Origin of the sequence: Burkholderia sp. Se-20378, assembly GCF_017104665.1 — a bacterium.
In the GTDB taxonomy this organism is placed as follows: Bacteria; Pseudomonadota; Gammaproteobacteria; order Burkholderiales; family Burkholderiaceae; genus Burkholderia; species Burkholderia lata.
In genome coordinates this window covers 16143-35334 of the sequence record NZ_JAAGPG010000038.1, presented here as the reverse complement: position 1 = coordinate 35334, position 19192 = coordinate 16143, and the positions used below count along the sequence as shown (strand labels likewise).

At 66.0% G+C, this 19192-nt stretch carries 17 protein-coding genes and 1 pseudogene; 10 read left to right on the top strand and 8 right to left on the bottom strand.

All coding sequences use genetic code 11. The features are described from left to right. Positions 1-7 precede the first annotated feature (7 nt). Together G3N93_RS07575 and G3N93_RS07570 are read left to right on the top strand one after the other, a co-directional pair. A pseudogene (locus tag G3N93_RS07575) lies at positions 8-472 on the top strand (FGGY-family carbohydrate kinase); the annotation flags it as partial. A 130-nt stretch (positions 473-602) separates the two neighbouring features. Continuing rightward, positions 603-1628, top strand: coding sequence for a MerR family transcriptional regulator (locus tag G3N93_RS07570; protein WP_206132694.1), 1026 nt, complete (start codon positions 603-605; stop codon positions 1626-1628). Between the two features lie 288 nt (positions 1629-1916). Here the strand turns inward: G3N93_RS07570 and G3N93_RS07565 are convergent, their stop codons facing one another. Beyond that, positions 1917-2549, bottom strand: a complete 633-nt coding sequence (locus tag G3N93_RS07565; protein WP_174942746.1) for an FMN-dependent NADH-azoreductase — start codon at positions 2547-2549, stop codon at positions 1917-1919. Between the two features lie 171 nt (positions 2550-2720). On the opposite strand from G3N93_RS07565, the gene G3N93_RS07560 reads away from it, so the two are divergent. Continuing rightward, entirely contained in the window at positions 2721-3728 is a 1008-nt protein-coding gene (locus G3N93_RS07560; protein WP_241011490.1) for a LysR family transcriptional regulator, read from the top strand. On the opposite strand, the gene G3N93_RS07555 is transcribed toward G3N93_RS07560, so the two are convergent. Then, the gene (locus G3N93_RS07555; RefSeq protein ID WP_206132693.1) at positions 3658-5070 is read right to left on the bottom strand and encodes a PLP-dependent aminotransferase family protein; all 1413 of its coding nucleotides are present in this window, start codon (positions 5068-5070) and stop codon (positions 3658-3660) included. The two genes, G3N93_RS07560 and G3N93_RS07555, sit on opposite strands and share 71 nt — an antisense overlap. Positions 5071-5154: 84 nt before the next feature. On the opposite strand from G3N93_RS07555, the gene G3N93_RS07550 reads away from it, so the two are divergent. Further along, complete coding sequence (locus G3N93_RS07550) at positions 5155-5604, top strand: GNAT family N-acetyltransferase (protein ID WP_206132692.1); 450 nt, start codon at positions 5155-5157, stop codon at positions 5602-5604. Continuing rightward, positions 5604-6218 carry an FMN-dependent NADH-azoreductase gene (locus tag G3N93_RS07545; protein WP_174942740.1) on the top strand — a complete coding sequence of 205 codons (615 nt, stop codon included), beginning with the start codon at positions 5604-5606 and terminating at the stop codon, positions 6216-6218. Before G3N93_RS07550 ends, G3N93_RS07545 begins: the two co-directional genes overlap by 1 nt. An 87-nt stretch (positions 6219-6305) precedes the next feature. On the opposite strand, the gene G3N93_RS07540 is transcribed toward G3N93_RS07545, so the two are convergent. Next, on the bottom strand, positions 6306-7121 hold the full coding sequence (locus G3N93_RS07540; RefSeq protein ID WP_206132691.1) for a carboxylesterase: 816 nt from the start codon (positions 7119-7121) through the stop codon (positions 6306-6308). A 13-nt stretch (positions 7122-7134) separates the two neighbouring features. Beyond that, positions 7135-8430 (bottom strand): MASE1 domain-containing protein, encoded by a 1296-nt coding sequence (locus G3N93_RS07535; RefSeq protein ID WP_206132690.1) that lies wholly within the window; start codon positions 8428-8430, stop codon positions 7135-7137. 309 nt (positions 8431-8739) lie between these two features. Between G3N93_RS07535 and G3N93_RS07530 the strand changes: the two genes are divergently transcribed. Then, positions 8740-9696 (top strand): hypothetical protein, encoded by a 957-nt coding sequence (locus G3N93_RS07530; RefSeq protein ID WP_206132689.1) that lies wholly within the window; start codon positions 8740-8742, stop codon positions 9694-9696. A gap of 12 nt (positions 9697-9708) precedes the next feature. Here G3N93_RS07530 and G3N93_RS07525 read toward each other — a convergent pair whose 3' ends face one another. Beyond that, positions 9709-10209 (bottom strand): lipocalin-like domain-containing protein, encoded by a 501-nt coding sequence (locus tag G3N93_RS07525; RefSeq protein WP_174939549.1) that lies wholly within the window; start codon positions 10207-10209, stop codon positions 9709-9711. 161 nt (positions 10210-10370) lie between these two features. Between G3N93_RS07525 and G3N93_RS07520 the strand changes: the two genes are divergently transcribed. Beyond that, the gene (locus tag G3N93_RS07520; RefSeq protein ID WP_206132688.1) at positions 10371-11276 is read left to right on the top strand and encodes a LysR substrate-binding domain-containing protein; all 906 of its coding nucleotides are present in this window, start codon (positions 10371-10373) and stop codon (positions 11274-11276) included. Positions 11277-11405: 129 nt separating this feature from the next. Continuing rightward, entirely contained in the window at positions 11406-11843 is a 438-nt protein-coding gene (locus G3N93_RS07515) for an N-acetyltransferase (protein WP_206132687.1), read from the top strand. A 25-nt stretch (positions 11844-11868) separates the two neighbouring features. On the opposite strand, the gene G3N93_RS07510 is transcribed toward G3N93_RS07515, so the two are convergent. From G3N93_RS07510 to G3N93_RS07500, 3 genes are all read right to left on the bottom strand, one after another. After that, entirely contained in the window at positions 11869-12705 is an 837-nt protein-coding gene (locus G3N93_RS07510; protein WP_174939543.1) for a peptidylprolyl isomerase, read from the bottom strand. A gap of 355 nt (positions 12706-13060) precedes the next feature. Next, positions 13061-14995: an SMP-30/gluconolactonase/LRE family protein gene (locus tag G3N93_RS07505; protein WP_206132686.1), complete on the bottom strand. Its 1935-nt coding sequence runs from the start codon at positions 14993-14995 to the stop codon at positions 13061-13063. A gap of 556 nt (positions 14996-15551) precedes the next feature. Then, positions 15552-16856, bottom strand: a complete 1305-nt coding sequence (locus tag G3N93_RS07500; protein WP_174939537.1) for a dicarboxylate/amino acid:cation symporter — start codon at positions 16854-16856, stop codon at positions 15552-15554. Between the two features lie 609 nt (positions 16857-17465). Between G3N93_RS07500 and G3N93_RS07495 the strand changes: the two genes are divergently transcribed. Beyond that, entirely contained in the window at positions 17466-18611 is a 1146-nt protein-coding gene (locus G3N93_RS07495) for a glycosyltransferase (protein ID WP_174942702.1), read from the top strand. Beyond that, positions 18611-19177, top strand: a complete 567-nt coding sequence (locus tag G3N93_RS07490; protein ID WP_241011491.1) for a hypothetical protein — start codon at positions 18611-18613, stop codon at positions 19175-19177. Before G3N93_RS07495 ends, G3N93_RS07490 begins: the two co-directional genes overlap by 1 nt. The last annotated feature ends 15 nt before the right edge of the window (positions 19178-19192 follow it).

Here is a 19192-nt window from a genome sequence, read left to right as displayed (position 1 = left end):
GCCGTAGCTCGGCGGCGAGCGCACACCGCACAACGACGCGCATGCGCGCGGCGTGTTCTTCGGGCTGTCCAACGAGCACGCCGCGGACGATCTCGCGTATGCGGTGATGGAAGGCGTCGCGTTCGCGATGGCCGACGGCTACGACGCGCTGCGTGCGGCCGGCACGACGCTCGACGCGGTGTCGTTCATCGGCGGCGGTTCCAGGAGTGCGTTCTGGGCGCGGCTGTGCGCGAATGCGACCGGGCTTGCGATGCGGCGCCATGCGGACGGTGCGGTCGGCGCGGCGCTGGGTGCCGCGCGGCTTGCACGCCTCGCCGCAACGGATGACACGCTTGAGGAAGTCTGCGTCGCACCGCCCGTCACGGAGACGGTCGCGCCCGATGCCGCCATGGTCGATCTGCTGGCGGGGCGGCTGGCGCGGTATCGACGGCTGTATCGGGCGCTGCGGGAGGAGTTCAGGCTGGCCGACTGAGCGGTGGAGCGTGGTTCGCCGCCATCGATCCCGCCTCGCACTCGGTCAAAACCTGCAGAAGCCCGATTGACCCGGCCCCTGGGATCGCCTTTATGCTGGTCGCAACGAATCGACGACCTGAAGGTGCCCCATGAGCGATGTCACGCGCGGCCTGAGCGCGTCGGAAGCCGCCAAGCGGCTCGGCGTATCGGTCAAGGCGCTGCGGCTGTACGAGCGGCAGGGACTGGTCACGCCCGGGCGAACGCTGGCCGGATATCGGGCCTATGGCCCCGACGATCTGGCACGTGCGACCGACATCGCAGCGCTTCGCGCGCTCGGCTTGAGCCTGGCCCAGGTCGCGAGCGTACTGGAGGGTGATGCCCGCAGCCTGAGCGACGCATTGGCCACGCATGAAAACACCCTCGAGCGCGGCATTCAGGATCTGGTCCGCAAGGTCGACAGGGTTCGTGCGATCCGCGCCGATCTCGCGCGCGGCCAACTGCCCGGCGACGGCGAATTGACGCGCCTGCTCGCTCCGGCCGCCGCGGGCGTTGCGTTCAGCCTGCCCTGGCCGTGGGACGGCGAATGGTTCGAATGTCGCGATATCCGTCCGCTGAACTACATCATCGGTTCGCTGGGCAGCGGCAAGACCCGTCTCGCGCATCGGCTCGCCGACGCATTGCCGGGCGCCGTGTTCATCGGGCTTGATCGGCTGGAGAACGACGGCGCGGCTGCCTTCGCCGCATTGCAGGCCGATCCGGTGCTGAAGGCGCGGGTCGAGCGTACGTCGGCCTGGCTCGCAGGCGAAGGCGCCACGCCGTCTCCCGCGCTGACCGTGCTGCTCGCCGGCCTCGAGGCGGACGGCGTGGGTGCTTTGGTCGTGGACATGATCGAACAGGATCTCGACCAGCCGACGCAGGCGGCGCTGATCGCGTGCCTTCGCCGGCGCGCCAGGGAAGGCGGCATGCGGCCGCTGTTCATGCTGACCCGCTCGTCGGCGATGCTGGACCTGTCGGACGTCGGCCCCGACGAAGCGATCATTCTGTGTCCCGCCAACCATAGCCCGCCGGCCCGCGTCGCACCGTACCCCGGCGCACCCGGCTACGAAGCGGTGGCCACCTGTCTTGCGTCGCCCGCCACCCGCGCGCGGATCGCACGGCGGCCGGAGGTCGGGTAGCGGCATCGGCTCGGCATCACTGCACTGTCGACGATGACCGGCGGGTACGGCTCGGGCTGCCGATGCCGTGGGGCGCCAGAGTATCGGCAACGATGTGCGCAGAAAATCAGCGACTTGCGTCCAGTCGCGCCACCGGTGCCGGGGGGCGTCAGCGTTCGTGCGATTGGTCTACTGCGGCGCCAACGCTGGGGCATTTCGTTGCGCCCGATTGACTGCCGCCGACCCGAACCCGTCTGTCCACTGCAGCAAATCGAGTGGCCGGTTTGTGAGGATGCCGGCCGTCCGGATTTACACCTGCACGACGGATCTTGCCACTGCGTCAGCCATATCGGATGCGAACGCTTCCAGGAAGTCACTACGCGATTTTTCACCCATATCGACCGCCTTTGCGTTCCCCCCTGCGACGACCGTGACGTCTTCAATCCCGATCACCTTGAGGATCAGTCGCAAATAGCCGGTCGCGATATCGCGGTCCCGAATGGGCGAATCCGGCGTGTAAGCGCCACCGGACGCCATCACGATCGTGCATGCCTTGCCTTTAACCAGACCTTCGCCGGAGAAGCCCAGCGTTTTGCCCTTTCGCACGATATGGTCGATATACGCCTTCAGCACGGCGGGGACGTTGTAGTTGTAAACCGGCGTGCCAATGACGATGTGGTCAGCGGACAGTATCTCCTCCACGAGTTCATCGGAAAGACGCAGAAGGTTTTTCATATCCTGCGTTTGATGTTCCGGGGGCGTGAAATAGGCGCCGAGCCACGGCATCGTCACAAACGGCAGGTCGGTCGCCATCAGGTCGCGCTGGATCACGCGGCCGTCGTGCTGTTCCCGCTTCCATTGATTGACGAACATTTTCGTGAGTCCACGGGAGATGGACTGTTCGCCGCGCGGGCTGGCCTCGACTACGAGCAATGTAGGCATGAGAGGAATTTTTGACGTTGATGGATGGGAGAACCGTCTTGCCGGACGGCTTTTCTGCAAGACGCGCGTCATCGTGTGATGCGCAAGCCTGCGAAACATGCAACGCAATATAAGACGTGACACCCAACTCAGGAAGTGATTAAATTTTGATGGCTTCAATCACATTTGGAGATGGATTTGATTGGCAGTCTCACACTCGATCAGTTGCGTGTCCTCGTCACCATTAGCGATGTCGGCAGTTTCTCGGCCGCTGGCCGCGCACTCGGGCGCGTTCAGTCGGCCATCAGCCAGTCGGTCAGAACGCTCGAGGAAACACAGGGAATCGAGCTGTTCGACCGCACCCGCCAACGCCCCGTGCTGACACCGGTTGGCCGCGCGCTCGTTGAGCAGGCCCGCGCCGTCCTGGCGAGCGCAGACCGATTCGAGGCCATTGCGGCAGGTACGAAGACAGGGCTTGAACCGTCAATCACCGTGGCGATCGACCCGCTGGTCCCGACCGCGCCGCTCATAGCCAGTCTGCGTGCGTTGCACGAGGCGTTCCCGGACCTGCCGGTTTCGTTCTCCACCGAGGGGGTGGGCGGTGCCGAACAACGTCTGCGCGACAACGCAGCGTCGCTCGCACTGTGCCTGCTGTTGCCGTCCATCCCGGACGACCTGATCGCCTATCCGCTCATGGACCTGACGCTGGTGCCCGTCGCCGCTGCCGATCACCCGCTCGTTCGCCTTGGCCGGCCGCTCAACCGATACGATCTGGAGTCGCACGTGCAGCTCGTTTTGTCCGATGCGTATGGCGCGGAGGGCCCCAGGCACGGCGTCATTGGGCATCGCATCTGGCGCTTCGTCGATCTTGGCAGGCGACTCGATTTCCTTCGTGCTGGCTTTGGCTGGTGCAAGATGCCGCCGTATATCGTCGAGCCGTATCTGGCCGACGGTAGCCTCGTCGAGCTGAACACGGCCGATGAAGCGTTGTCGCCAACGGGATCGCTGCCTATCTACGCGGCACATGTTCGCGATCGACCTCTGGGCCGTGCAGGAGGCTGGCTGCTCGAAGATCTGCGGCATCGCTTGAAGCAGTCGTTCGACGGGTGCGCAATCCACCACACGCAGTTCACGCACGAACGAGCCGGTGCAGGCGTCGAACCAGCGTCAACGCCTGCTGCGCCGACGTCAGGTTCGTGAAGCCGAGCATCATGCCGGGCGGCATCCGGCCGCCCGGGCTCCAGTCGTTCAGCGGCTGGATGGAAAAGCCCTGCGCGTCGGCCATGCGTGCGACGGCGCGATCGTCGACCGCCGTGCGCCAGTAGGCCACGACGTGCAGGCCGCCCGCGCGGGGCGGAATGTGCAGCGCATCGCCGAAAACCTTGACCAGCGCATCGATCAGCCACGCGCGGCGGGTGGCGTAGAGCGCCCGCATTTTCTTCAGATGGCGCGCGAAATGCCCTTGTTCCATGAAGTCGGCGACGACGGATTGCATCAGCATCTGGCCGCTGCCGCTGAGCCAGCCGGCGGTGTCGCGAAAGGCTGCGACCTGCTCCTCGGGCACGACGAGATAGCCCAGCCGCAAGCCCGGATACAGCACCTTGCTGAACGATCCGGTGTAAAGCACGCGGTGGTGGCGATCCAGGCTCTTGAGCGCGGGCAACGGGCGGCCGTGGTAACGGAACTCGCTGTCGTAGTCGTCCTCGACGATCCACGCGTGCTGCTGGCGAGCCCAGTCGAGCAAGGCCAGGCGTCTTGGCAGCGACAGCGCGACACCGAGCGGGCTTTGATGGGTCGGCGTCACGACCGCAAAGCGCGCATCGGCCGCCCGGCGCAGCCCCGCTTCCACGCACAGGCCGTCGTCGTCGACCGGCACGGCCCCGAGCCGCATGCCCGCGTGCTCGAGCACGCGGCGGGCGTGGATATAGCCGGGATCCTCGAACCAGCCGGTGTCGCCCGGACGCAGCAGCGTCCGGCAGATCAGATCCAGTGCCCCGCGATACCCGGCGGTGATGAAGATCTGCCCGGCCGAACAATCGATGCCGCGCGACACGCCGAGATAGGCGGACAGCGCGCGCCTCAGCGCATCGTGACCTTGCGGCGGCGCGTAGTCCAGCGACGGGGTCGCCATCGCCCGCACATGACGCCCGGTCAGCCGTATCCACGGCATGCGCGGAAACGCATCGAGCGCGGGAACGCCCATCTGGAACGGCTTCGGCCCGCGCGCCGCCGGATCGCCGCGCGGCGGTTCGTCCGGCCGAGGGGCGATGGTGCGCGGCTGCCGGCCACCCGGCAACTGGGGTGACACGACGGTACCGGCCGGCCCGCGTGCGACCAGGTACCCTTCGCCGATGAGAATCTGATAGGCCGCTTCGACGGTGCCCCGTGACAGATTGAGTTCGCTGGCCAGGCTCCGTACCGACGGCACGCGTTTGCCCGGCGTCAGCTTGCCGGTCTCGATCGCATCGCGGAAGCGCCCGACCAGTTGCCGATAGACCGGCATGTCGAGATGACGGTCCGGCATCAGATCGTCGAATTTCATGTCCCAGTCAAATAGTCACTTTTTGGACCTTCAGGATACGCCATCCGATTTGTACAGTAGCGACATTACCGTGGAGCAATCGTGATGCCAGAGATCCATTTGAAACGCGCCGTGACGGACGAGGATTACCGGTCGGCGTTCGACGTGATGCGCGAGTTGCGCCCGCACCTGACCGATGTCGATGCGTTCGTGCGGCAGATGCGCCGCCAGGCCGAACAGGGTTACGTGCTGCTGACCGCGCGGCACGGCAGCCCGGACGGTGCGGTCGTCGCGCTGGCGGGATACCGTCACCTTGAAAACACGGTGTACGGCCGCTTCGTCTATGTCGACGATCTGGTCGCGACCGAGCACGCGCGTGGTCAACGGCTGGGCGAGCGGCTGCTCGATGCGGTGCGCGACGACGCGCGGCAACACGGCTGCGCGCAACTGGTACTCGATACCGGGCTGTCCAACGCGCTCGCGCAGCGCTTCTATTTCCGCCAGGGGCTGCTGTCCCGCGGCATGCATTTCACCCAGCCCCTGCAGGCGCCCTGATGAACAACCTTCTTTTCGTCGATGCCAGTCCGCATGGCAGTCGTTCGCTGGGCGCGCGCATCGCGCGCGAAGCCATCGCGCAGTGGCAGGCGGCCCACCCCCATGCACGGGTCGTGTCGCGCAGCCTCGGTCAACCCGGGTTGCCTTCGATATCGGCCGACTATGCGCATGCGCTGGTCGCGAGGCAGCCGGATTCCGATCCCGCGCTGGCCTGCTCCGAACAACTGATCGCGGAAGTGGAGCACAGCGACGGCGTGTTGATCAGCACGCCGATGCACAATTTCACGGTACCGGCCGCGCTGAAGCTGTGGATCGATTTCGTGCTGCGGATCGGCCGCACGTTCGCGGCCACGCCGGAAGGCAAGGTCGGCCTGCTGGCCGATCGTCCCGTACTCGTGCTGGTGCGCTCCGGCGGCATCTGCACGGGCGCAGCGGCACGGCAGCCCGATTTCCTGACCCCGTACCTGAAGCAGGTGCTGGCCGTCATCGGCTTTTCGACGGTCGATTTCATCTACCTTGAAGGCGTTGCGCCGGACGACGCAGCCATCGATGCGGTGCGCGGCCAGTTGGCCGAGTCGGCCCTGCTGGCTCGACGCGCGACGGAAACGGCTTGAATCCGCCACGCCCGGGCGCTCGCATGCGTGACCCGATGCGTACCGGGGGCGGCTGCTAGCGGACACCCCGCGCCGGGCGCGTCGCCGTCACGACTCCAGTCGCCCCATCCTGCGCGCCATCGCCGGGCTCACCGCATGCACCGGATCGAACCCGAAGAAGTCGAGCACGTGGCGCGCGACGTCGTCGCGATCGTTGTCCGCGCAGATCATGTGATAGCTGTTCTCCAGCACGATCCCGCGCGCGTCGGGCATCTTCTCCAGCAGGAAATCGGCCGAGCGCAGGCTCGTCAGTTCGTCCTCGCGCGCATGCAGCACGAGCGTCGGGCACGGCGTGCCGGCTGCGGCCTCGAGCGCCCAGTCGCGCATCCGGTCGACCTGCCGCACGCACGCGAGCGGCACCCACGCATAGTGGAAACTGTCCTCGCGCTCGAACTTCTTCTTCACGATCGCGCGGATCGTCGCGTTCTTGATGCCGAACGGATCGCCTTCCTCCACGCGCATTCGCTCCGCCACACCCGGCACGCGGTACAGCACATGCCGCAACGCGCGATACCACGGCGTCGACCACCCGTCGATGAACACCGGCGTGGCCAGCAGCGCGAGCCGGCCGCGCGCATGCTGCACGCGATGGCACAGCAGCAGCGCGACCAGCGCACCCATGCACATGCCCGCGACATGCAGCGTGTCGTACTCGTTTTCCAGCGCGCGATACTGCTCGGTCACCGCGTCGAGCCACGCCTCCGCGCGCACGCCGACCAGATCCTCGGGGTGCGTGCCGTGCCCCGGCAGCGTGATCATGTGCGTATCGGCGCCCGCACGCCGCATCGCCTTGTGCAGCGAACCGAGATCGTATTGCGTGCCGCCGAGCCCGTGGATCAGCAGGACGCCCGTGCGGCCTGTCATGACGCGCGTCCGCTCATTCGTCCGCCGCCGGCCACACGCGCTCGATCTGCCAGACGCCCGCCACCACCGTCACGTCGACATTCGAATCGAGCAGCGGCGCACCGTGATCGGTGATCGTCTGCGTGCCGCCGTCGCGCTGCACGATGCGCAGCGACAGCGACGCGCGATCCTCGCCCGCGATCTCCGCATCCCAGTAGTCGCGCAGCGCATCGCGGTCGCCCGACTGCACGCGTTCGAGCACGAGCGGCACGCTCGCGATCTGCGACGCATCGACACCCACGCCGAACACGCGCTCGACGTCGCCGCTCCAGTCGATCCGCCCCGATTCCGGATCGAGCACGTACGCGATCTGGCCGGCGCTCGCGAGCGCGAGCTCCATGTTGTTCTGCAAGACCGCCGCATGTTCATGCACGCGTTCGCGCGTCGTCTTCAGCGTGCTCACCGTCAGCACCAGCAGCGACGCGACCGCCAGATAAAGCTGCGCCTCGAGCAGCGCACTGCCGTAATGCTCGTGAAACGACGAGAACGGGCCGTCGCCCTGCGCGGTCTGCTCGATCACGATCAGCGCGAGCACCAGCACCGACGACGAGCCCGCGCGGCCGCCGAGCAGCAGCGTCACCGCGACGGTGAGGAACAACGGGATATACGTGAGCGCGAAGCCAGCGCCCGTGCCGAATCGCTGCGACGTGTCGCCGTCGAAGATCACGAGCGCGGCGCCCACGACCAGCACGAACGAGACCATCCCGAGCACCAGGTCGAAGCGCTCGTGGTCGCCCGAGCGGTGCGCGCGAAAGCGCGACCATGACGCAAGCACCGGCGTGACCAGCAGCACGCCGACGAAATCGGACGCGGCCCACACCGACCACACGTCGAAGAACGGCGCACCCTTGACCACCGTGTACCAGGCCGCGCCGCCGATCGCGCCGACCACGCCCGCGATCAGGCCGGCGAGGATCACCGAGCGCAGGAAATAGAGCCCTTCGAGCGAGAAGCGCACGCGCTGGACGAGCCACACCGCGAGCGCGGCCGCGCCGACCTCGTCGACCGTGAACAGCACCGCATTGACCAGGTTGCCATGTTCGATGCCGGTCAGCGCGAGTTGCCCGACCAGGAACGCGCCGGCCAGCGTCAGCCATTCGCGCGTCGGCCGCAGCATGAACGCGCCGACCGTCACGCCGGCCGGCAGCCAGATATAGCCCGTCAACCGGACGGGGCCGTTGAACTCGTGCGAGATGTAGCCGGTCGCGAGATACAGCGCCGCCCAGAGCAGCGCGGCGACGAGGCCCGGCCGCGATCGTTTGGTGTCCATCGAGAATCCCTGTGTGCTGCGCCTGCGGTCGGCAGGTGCGCGATGTGCGAATGATATGCGGACGGGGCAGGCCGGGGAATACCGGGGGCCGGAAGCGCGTGCGGGGCGCCGGCGCGCCCGCAAGCTGGCGGTTGTGACCGGGAAAATATCGGAAAAGTTCGGTGGGTGCCGGGTACGGCCGAGACGCGTCCGAACGTCGTCTTGGCCGGACGGCCAAAATCGTCCGCGGCCGGTGGATCTCATCCAGAATGAAAGGCATCCGAAAGCATCCGCTTCCGGTATCGTCCACGTCATCCGCCCACTTTCCACATGACCCTACGCGATGAAAACCGTACCGGCCCGGCCGATCCCGGCCTCCTCTGCGCGATGAGCCGCTTTCGCGCCACATACGACGGGCCCGCGCTCGAATCGTCCGAGATGGAGGTGCGCGAACTCGCGCCCGCGCTGCTCGCCATCGGGGATCTGCTCGACGCGTCGACCCGCGCGCTGTGCGGCAATCAGGTGCGGCCGCAAGTGAACGTGCGCGGCAGCTTCAAGACCGGCAGCTTCGGCATCGACTTCACGCTCGCGACCTCGCTGCTCGGCCGCATGCGCGACATGCTGAGCGGCAACGAAAGCACGGCGCTCGCCAATGCGGTCACGATCCTGACCGCGCTCGGCATCGCCGCGCCGAGGGCGGGAAAGGGGCTCTTCGCCGTCCTCAAATGGCTGCGCGGGCGCGAGATCCTGCAGGTGCAGATGCAGGACCACACCGCCATCCTGCACGTCGAAGGCGACACACTCGAAATCGACCTTCCCGTCCTCACGCTGCTGCGCGACGTCGGCGTGCGCCACGCCACCGAGCACGTGCTGGCGCCGCTCGCGCGCGAAGGCATCGTGGTGTTCGCGGTCGGCACCGATACGGAGATAGTCGAAACGGTCGACCGGAGCGAAATCGCGTGGTTTCACGCGCCCGAACCCGCCAACTCGCTGATCCTCGACGAGCATTGCAAGATGGCGTTCTCGATCGTGTCGCTCGCATTCGAGGACGACAACAAGTGGCGGCTGTACGACGGCACGTCGACCATTCACGCGGCGATCACGGATACCGGTTTCCTGTCGCGCGTGAACAACAGCCAGATCAGCTTCAGCAAGGGTGACGTGCTCGTGTGCAATGTCCGCATGCAGCAGTGGCAAACCTCGGACGGAGCAAAAACCGAATACGAAGTCACGGATGTCCTCGAACATCGCCCGGCCGCCCTGCAGATTCAGTTGCCGGGGCTTTGACACCCTCCCGCCTCAATCCACTCGCCGCCACACCGAGATCGGTATGTCGCCGTTCGCGCGCGGCGGCACGCGATAGCTCAGTTCGCCGTCCTTCAACTGATAGCGTCGCGTCTGCGTTTGCCCGACCCAGTTCGGGTACGACGCATTGCTGATGTGAAACGCGAGCTTGTGGTTCGCCGGATCGACGGTGAGCGTGCCGTAGTGGGTACTCGAGCCGAGCACGGCTTCCCGGAATTCGTCCGGCGTGCCGGTCGCCTTGTCGTTCGACGCGAAGCGCGGGCGTTCCGACCTGAAGATCTGCAGCGAATAGTTGCCGTGCACGTCGATCAGCAGCAGCCCCTTCGGATCGGCGCCAAAGTCGCGGCCGACCGTGCCGTCCGGATGCTGCACGTCGGCGGCGACCAGCGTCCACGTCCCCGCGAGCGACGGCGCGGCCGATGCGTCGCCGGGAATCATCGATGCGGCCAGCAGCATGCCGGGAAAGCCTTGGCGGAATATCGAGCGGATGTTCATTCACTGTCCTCGTGAGAAAGAAGGGAAGCCACGTCACGGGGTCCGCCGCCGCGTATCGCGCGCCTCCCCGTGAACCGGAACGACCGGTTCACTTGATGGTAGCGACGAGAATGTGCAATAAATACGATAATTCGAAATCGACTTATAAGAAAAACCGAATCATGATGCTTCCGAATCTCGACATGGATGCGCTGCGCACGCTGATCGCCGCGGATCGGCTCGGCAGCCTCAACCGCGCCGCCGACCGGATCGGCCGCTCGCAATCGGCGGTCAGCCAGCAGATGCGCAAGCTCGAAACGCAGATCGGCCAGCCGCTGTTTCGCCGCCAGGGGCGCGGCCTCGTGCCGACCGAGGCCGGCGAACTGATGCTGTCCTATGCGCGCCGCATTCTCGAACTGAACGACGAGGCAGTCGGCGCGATCCGCGGCGCGGCGATCGAGGGGGCCGTGCGCTTCGGGTTGCCCGGCGACTTCGCCGAATCGTGGCTGCCCGTCGCGCTCGGCCAGTTCAAGCGCACGCACCCGGGCGTGCGCGTCGACATCGTCGTCGACGGCAACGGTGCGCTGCTCGACCGGCTCGATGGCGGCGAACTCGACATGGTGCTCACGATGGGCCGCGGGCATCGTGCCGACGCCGAACATCTGGTCACGCTGCCGATGGCGTGGATCGGGCCGCAAGGCGCTGACATGCGTCCGCGCGCCGGCGTGCCGCTGGATCTTGCGCTGTACAAGCCGCCGTGCCTGTTCCGCAAGGCCGGCACCGATGCGCTCGACAAGGCCGGCATCCGGTGGCGGCTCGCTTACACGACCGGCAGCCTGCAAAGCCTGTGGGCCGGCGTCGCGGGCGGTCTGGGCGTGACGGCGAGAACGATGGTGGGGGTGCCGCCAGCACTGCGGCAGCTCGGCGAGCGCGACGGCCTGCCGCCGCTGCCGTCAGTCGATGTGTGCCTCCATGCGGGCGAAGGTGATGCACCTTCCGCACTCGTGAGCCTGAAACGCGTGGTGGTCGACACGCTGATCGCCAATCTCGCCGATGTGCAACAGGCGTCGGGCCGGCACGCCGCATGATCGGCGGCGCCTGCGCGCCGGCTTCGGCGCTGCGCCCTTTGACCGGCTGCCCGCCATCGGGAATGATTCGCTGCGGGGGTCGCCCTTCCCGCCGACGATCCCGCCTTCCCGCACGAACGAGTCCGCACGATGACACACGCAATCCGCCTGCGCCCGGCGTCTGCCGCCGACCTGCCGTTCCTGTTGAACCTGCGTCGCCTCACGATGACCGAGCACCTGCAACGCGTTGGCGCGCCGACCGACGACGACGCGCACCACCGGCGCATTCGCGCGAATTTCGACGATGCGATGATCGTCTGCGAAGGCGATGACGCCATCGGCTTGCTGAAGGTGACACGCGCCACCGACGAGTGGCACGTGCACCAGATCCAGATCCTCCCCGCGCACCAGGGCCGGGGCGTCGGCGAAGCCGTGCTGAACGCAATCCTGACCGACGCGGCACGCGCGCACGTGCCGGTGTCGCTCAGCGTGCTGCATGGCAACCCGGCGCGGCGGCTCTACGAACGGCTCGGCTTCCGCAGCGAATCGGAAACCGAAACGAGCGCGAGCATGATCTGGCGCGCGTGACGTCCGGCGTTTCAACGCCGCCGCATTACTGCGTGATCTTCGCGTCCTTCAGCAAGTTGCCGATCATCTGCGCACTCGCCTTCTCCACGGCGGCCGCCTGCAACTGCTGCTGAAGCCCCGGCTTCGCGGTCGCGAAGCCCGGCACCTGCGTCGGCCGCTTCGCATCCAGCTTCACGATCGCCCGCACGCCATCGACCGGGATCGAATCGCTCGTCGCCGCGCCGACCTTCAGTTTCTCGAGCGCCTGCGCGACCGGCAGCGGCAAGCCGGACGTCTTGCCTTCCGTCGCCGGCGTATGGAAGCTCACCCACGGCAGCTCGCCGCCGGCATCGCGGCTCGGCGCCATGCTGTACTGACGCGCCAGCCCTTCGAACGACTTGCCCGCCTTCAACTCGCTCAGCACCGTCGCGGCCGTCACCGGATCCTGGACGATGATCAGGCGCGGCTTGTACTCGCTCTTGCCGAGCGTGGCCACGAGTTCGTCGTAGCGCGCCTTGACCTGTTCTTCGGTCACCGGCTCGGGCTTCACGTTGTCGCGCAGGTAAAGCTGCACTTCGGCATTCGTTTTCGCCTGCTGCACCGCCGCCTTGACCTCGGGCTTGTCGGCATAATTCGCCTTCTCGGCGGCCTGCTGAACCAGCACGCGCGTGATCAGCTGATTCTTGATCGCCTGACGGATCTGCGGCGAGTCGGGTTGCCCGGACGCGCGCAGCAACGTATCGACGTCGGCCTGCATGATCGGCGTGCCGTTGACCGTCGCAACGGTCGCCGTGGTCGCCGTCTCCGCGTGGACAGTACCGCTCAGCGCGCCAGCCAGCGCAGCGATCAGCAACAGGCGGTTCGGTGTGGTTTTCGTCTTCATCTTTTCGTCACTTCGGCTCAAAAAACGCGGCATGGGGATGCCGCGCAAATACCCCGGCGCTGCAATACGCCGGCGCAACCAGTCAGTCGATTCGGTTCATCGTCATGGGCACGCGCAGTGCCTGCCGATGCCGCCGTCATTGTGCCCGGAAGCGATTTTCCGCGTCGTGTGGTTGGGGACAGCCGCCCGGCGGGCGGTGAGGCGCGCGTTGCGCACGCCGGCCATTACGAACGCGTGATGTGGAAATTCTGTGGAAGCGCGATGGAAATACCGCGAAACCGCGATGAATCCCATCGCGGCTTCGCGCGCCCGGCCGCCGACCGTGGTCGAGGCGGCCGCGCGTGCCCCATCAACGTCAGGGCGTCCACCGGTACACGGTGATGCTGTTGCCCTTCACGTTGTTCTTCATCACCACGTACTCGCCATTCGATCGACGATACGCACGAATGCTGTACATCGCATCGATCGCGCTACTGGTATCCACGGTCGCGGGGCTCGTGTTGACCAGCGTGGTGTCGAGATTGCCGGTGGTGAGGTTGAACGCGTCGACGTTCGGCCACAGCGGCCCGCTGCTGCTGAACCAGTAGCCGACGAACAGATGGTTGCCCACCGCGTCGATCGATTTCGCGCCGCTGTGCGGCAGCGTGATCACCGGGTCGGGCTTCGTCGTGTTGCCCGCGCTCCAGCCGTGATACACCTCGATGCGCGTGCCGACCGACGTCCAGTCGTTGCTCCCGATGGCGCCTTGCGCGAGCACCATCGTGTCGCTGTCCGCGAGATAGACGATGCGCGTGAGCGGCTGGATGCTGGCGGGCACCGGGGTCGCGACGCCCGGCCCCCACGACGGCTTGCCGCTTGCGTCGAAGCCGGTCAGCGGGTAATGGGTAATGGCGCCGGTCTTGTCGAGGCCGGCCCACACGCCGCCCTTGCTGTCGACGCTGAAGCCGCTCGTCACGCGCCGCGTGGTGTTGAACGCGGGGCCCGGGATCGAGCCGTCCGGAATCGCGATGTAGCCGTTTGCCGCGTTGAAGTGGAAGAAGTAGAAGACCGGCGGGTTCTGGCCGGCGGCGACGAGAATCCGGTTCGCGCCCACCGACGTGAGCAGCCCGAAATGCTCGTCGCGCTGCGTGTCGCTCATGTTGATGCGCGGATCGGCCGGATATGCGAACGGGTCGACCGTGTTCGCGATGAACTTGCCGCCCGCGCTGCCGCCGTACAGGTGCGTGCCGCCATAGAACAGTGCGCCGTCCGTGACCGGGTCCGGCGCGGCGATCCCTTCGAAGTTCAGCGACTGCAGCGTCCACCGCAGGCTGCCGGTGCTGCTGTACGCATGGATGTCGGTCGCGCCGTTGCGGCCGAGATCCCAGCTGCCGCCCCACGGATTGTTGAGCACATAGAGATTGCCGCCGGTGTCCTTGCCGAGCCCGACGACGCGCGTGAAGCGCTGCGCACCGACCTGCCCCTTGATGCCCGTCGTCGTGTCGAGATAGCCGCCGCGCACGCCGAACGTGCCGGCCAGCGCGGGCCGGCCCGCCACCGTATAGCGCTTGATGTTCTGGTCGGGGCCTTCGTCGCCCACCAGCAACTGCCCGGCCGCCGCATCGAAAACCAGCGCCGACGGCTGCGATCCGGCCGGCATCCGGATCGTGTTCAGCAGCGCACCGGCCGGGCTGAAGCCGACGATCGAGCCCGCACTCTTCTGCGCGACCCACACGTTGCCCGCGCCGTCCACCGCGAGCGCGCCCGGCGCCGATACACTGAGGTCCCGCTGCCACACGCCGTCGGTGGTGAACACGCGCACGCGATTGCCGTAGAAGTCGCTCGCATAGAGCAGCGAGCCGGCCGTCGCGAGCCCGGTGACGACGTCGATGCGCGGCTGGTTGGTCGCCGCACTGACCTGGATGACGCGGTCGCGATACTTCGTTGCGCGGTTGTAGCGCCCCACCGCGCCGCTGCCGTACGTCTTGCCCGGCTGCAGCGCGACGAACAGCGACGTGGCGTTGCCCGTGATCGCGCTGCCCTGGAACTCCGAGTGCGTGCCGATCGAGCCGATGCTCTTGCCGTTCTGGTAGATCGCGACACCGCCTTCATCCTCGTCCCACATCGACGCCGTATAGATCACGCCTTCGGGCGCGACCCACATCGCACGCGCGACGTTGCCGACGTGGGCCGCGAGCGTGCCGTACGTGTTCGCGATCCAGTCGGTGGTGTTGCTTGCGTGAACGGAGGGGGTAATCGCGGCGATCGCTGCGGCGAGAAGCGCAGCCTGAAACCGTTGTCTGGCGACCATGACGGATGCTCTCCTGAATGGTGCGAACATTCACATGAAGGGCCGGCCGGATGGCTTGAAAACCGCAATGCGTAAATTCTTCCCCTGAATCATCCGGCGCAGTCGGTATTACGTGCAGCATGCGTTCGATAATGCGCAGCGCGAGAATAGCGTTATATAAATCGAAAAAAATTGCGAATCGCGCGTGGCGTTGCGCTTCTCACGGATTCGAATCCGACGGCCTTGCCCGTGGCGCCCATGCGCGCCGACAGTGAGCGCGACTACGCGACTGCGCGACAGTGAATGGTCACTTACACGTCGAATCGGGGATCGAGGATCGGGAGAATCAGGCTTGCGCCTGTCTGCGGAAATATCGCCGTGTGTTCAACGACGACGGATTGAAACGGCGAGTACCGGTATCAATCAGGGAATCAGGGAAAACCACCGCATTCAATACGGAATCACGGCCCCAAAACAAATCGCCGGCCTGAATCCGTATCGAATCCAGGCCGGCGATCATCGACTACCGGGGGGCCGGCAACGCGCCATTATCGCTGCGCTGCCGCACTGCCGTGCATCATGCCGATGCCGAGGTCTCCGGCACCTTCACCTTCATCGCGCGTCCATTGTCCGGATCGTTGTCGTCGCGCGGATCGTCGAGCTGCCCTTCCCACTTCGCGACCACGGCCGCCGCGATCGAGTTGCCGACCGCGTTGGTGGCCGAGCGCCCCATGTCGAGGAACATGTCGACGCCCATGATCAGCAGCAACCCGGCTTCGGGCATGTTGAACTGGTTGAGCGTCGCCGCGATCACGACCAGCGATGCGCGAGGCACGCCGGCCATCCCCTTCGACGTGACCATCAGCATCAGCAGCATCGTGATCTGCGTGCCCAGCGGCAGATGGATGCCATACACCTGCGCGATGAACAGCACCGCGAACGTGCAGTACATCATCGAGCCGTCGAGGTTGAACGAATAGCCGATCGGCAGCACGAAGCTCGAGATCTTGCGGTTCACGCCGAAACGGTCGAGCGCGTCCAGCAGCTTCGGATACGCGGCTTCGGAGCTCGCCGTCGCGAACGACAGCAGGAACGGCTCGCGGATCAGCCGGATCAGCGTGAACGCACGCTTGCCGAGGAACGTCACGCCGGCGAGCGTCAGCACGCCCCACAGCAGCGCCAGTGCCAGATAGAAGCTCGCCATGAACTTCGCGAACGTGAGCAGGATGCCGAGCCCCTGGGTGGTAATCGTCGACGCCAGCGCCGCGAACACCGCGACCGGCGCGAACCACATCACCGCGCCCGTCACCTTCAGCATCACCTGCGCGAGATCGTCGATCACGCCGGTCAGGCGCTTGCCCGACTCGCCGAGCGCGGACAGCGCGGTACCGAAGAAGATCGAGAAAACGACGATCTGCAGGATTTCGTTGTTCGCCATCGCCTCCGCGATCGACTTCGGCACCAGGTGGACCACGAAATCCTTCAGCGTGAAGGCGCCCGTCTTCAGGCCGAGAGCCGCATCGGACGCCGGCAGCGGCAGGCTCAGATGGCTGCCCGGTTGCAGGATTGTTGCGGTCAGCAGGCCGAGCAGCAACGACGTGAACGACGCGATGAAAAACCAGCCGAACGCCTTGACGCCGACGCGGCCCACGGCACTGCCGTCGCCCATCTGCGCAATGCCGACGGTCAGCGTCGCGAATACCAGCGGCGCGATGATCATCTTGATCAGGCGCAGGAATACGTCGGACAGCAACGACACGTAGCCGGCGACCTCCTTCGCCATGTTCGGGTCGGGAAACGCGCTATGACAGGCGTAACCCACTGCGATACCAAGAATCATCGCGACAACGATGTACTTGGTGATGTTGTGCTTCTTCTTCATTAGTAATCCAAATCACAAAGCGTATGTTGCTAACGGCTGGCACATCTTTCGCGCCCGGCTACGAATCGAAACCCACGTCTCTCTGGGTGCGACAAGTCCGCCTTTGGCGGTCGCCATGGCGGACAAGGGGGGGCATTCTAACGCAAATGGCCGTCCGGCTTTCAAATCTGAAAGTCTGTCTAGTTGATCTGCGTCCGGATGTCGTCTAAAAGGCGGGTTTTGTCGCGATCCAGCCCGCTTCCCGCGCGGTCGGCGAGGGGGTAGTCGGGCCACATCGCCGTTCGCACCGGGCTCGGCAAGGTTCACGCACCGGCGACAGGAACCGCATCGTCGGGCTCCCCCTCTCCTCCCCGGCGGCGCCGCGCTGCGTGACAACACGGTGAACGATCGCGACACATTTCCACAAAGATGCGCAGACCTTGACACTACGGTGCGTAATGCGTCTGTAATATTTCGAAACGATTCGCGGTGACGCCCCGTCCGGGCGTCGATGCGCAATCACGCGTCGACCACGCGGAACCAGGTTCGAGTCATTGCTTTCACCAGGCGGACACGCTCATTTTTTCAGCAGTCCTTCCAAATGAATGATCGAGGAAAGGCGGCATCGTGATGAACATTCTGTATACCAACTTCCACGGCGACTACGGCGGCGGCCAGGACACCTACGTCCGCGATCTCGCCGCTGCGATGAGCCGGCGTCATCGTGTGACGGTCGCGTCGCCGGAAGGCAGCCGCCTGTCGCGATTGTTGAAGGACAGCCCCGACGTGGCCATCTTCGACATGGAATTCAAGCCGCGCTGGAACCGGCTGTACCAGGAGATCGTCCGGCTGCGCCAGCAGATCGCCGCCGAGCGCTACGACGTCATCCATGTCAACGGGTCCGCCGATCACCGGCAGGTGATGCTCGCGCTGCTCGGCTGCCGGTATCGGCCCGCGGTCGTGCTCACCAAGCACAACACCTATCGCGCCGACAGCTTCGGCAACATGCTGCGCGCACGCCTCGCCACCGACCACACCATCGCGGTCAGCGACTACGTGGCGGGCATGCTCGCGCTGCGCTCGCCGTATGGCAACGTCACGGTCGTCAAGCACGGCGTACGCCGGCAGGCCGCGGAACGACTGGCCAGCGACGAAATCCGCCGCCGCAAGATCGCGCTGTTCGGGCCGTCCGGCGCGGACGCGATCGTGCTCGGCAGCAGCGCCGGCACCGCGCCGGAAAAAGGCTGGATGGACCTGATCGCGGCGCTGGGCCGCCTGCCCGAACACGAGCGCGAGCGGTTTCGCGTGCTGCTGGTCGGCGCGGAGCCGACCGCCGAGCAACGCGAGCAGATCGCGCTGCACCGCATGGCCGCGCGCACCGCGTTCACCGGCCGCCTCGACGACGTGCGGACACCGTTCTCGATCATCGACGTGTCGTTCGTGCTGTCGTATCACGAGAGCCTGTCGTATGCGTGCCGCGAAGCGATGTCGCTCGGCTGCCCGGCGATCGTGACGCGCGTGGGCGGGCTGCCCGAGAACGTCGAGCCGGGCGTGGACGGCTGGGTCGTCCCGCCGCGCGAACCCGAAGCGATCGAGGCCATCCTGCGCGCGATCATGCGCGAGCCCGGGTGCGTGCGCGCGATGGGACGCAGCGCGCGGCTGAAGGGCAAGCGCGAATTCTCGTTCGAACGATTCATCGACGCGACGCTGTCCGTCTATCAGAAATCGATTCGCCACAACCCGTATCGTCGGGTGACATCCATGAGGTCCGTTTAATGGCAATGAACATCTGGAAGAAGTACTGGGACCTGCGCACGCAGGAGTGCCCGTGTGACGTGCACTTCGTCGAATGGCTGGAAACCGCGCGCCTCAACGGCATCCGCATCTATCACTTCGGCACCGGCGGCCACCACCATGTCGGCATGGAATGCGCGCGGCCGCACCTGAACAACACCGTTTTCGGCGTGACGGCGTCGCCGAAGGAATACAAGTCGTACGTCGATCTCGTCACGCGGCAGCCGGAAGTGAGCAAGACCTATCTGGCCTATTTCGGCGACATCTATACGAGCAATTCGGACCTGCTGCCGGCGTTCGACGTCGTCACGCTGTTCCATCTGTGCGAATTCCGCGACGAGACGAACAGCCGCTACGGCGCGAAGACCGACGCAGAAGTGCTCGACCTGTTCGCCCGCCATACCGCGCGCGACGGCCACCTGCTGTTCTACAAGGGCTCGTCGGCGTACCGGAAGGCCGAGCCGATCATCGAGCAATGGGCGGCGAATGCCGATTTCGTCGAAATCGGCGACTTCAAGACCCTGCGGATTTTCCGCAAGGCCGCGTAACTCCCCGCTCTCGCG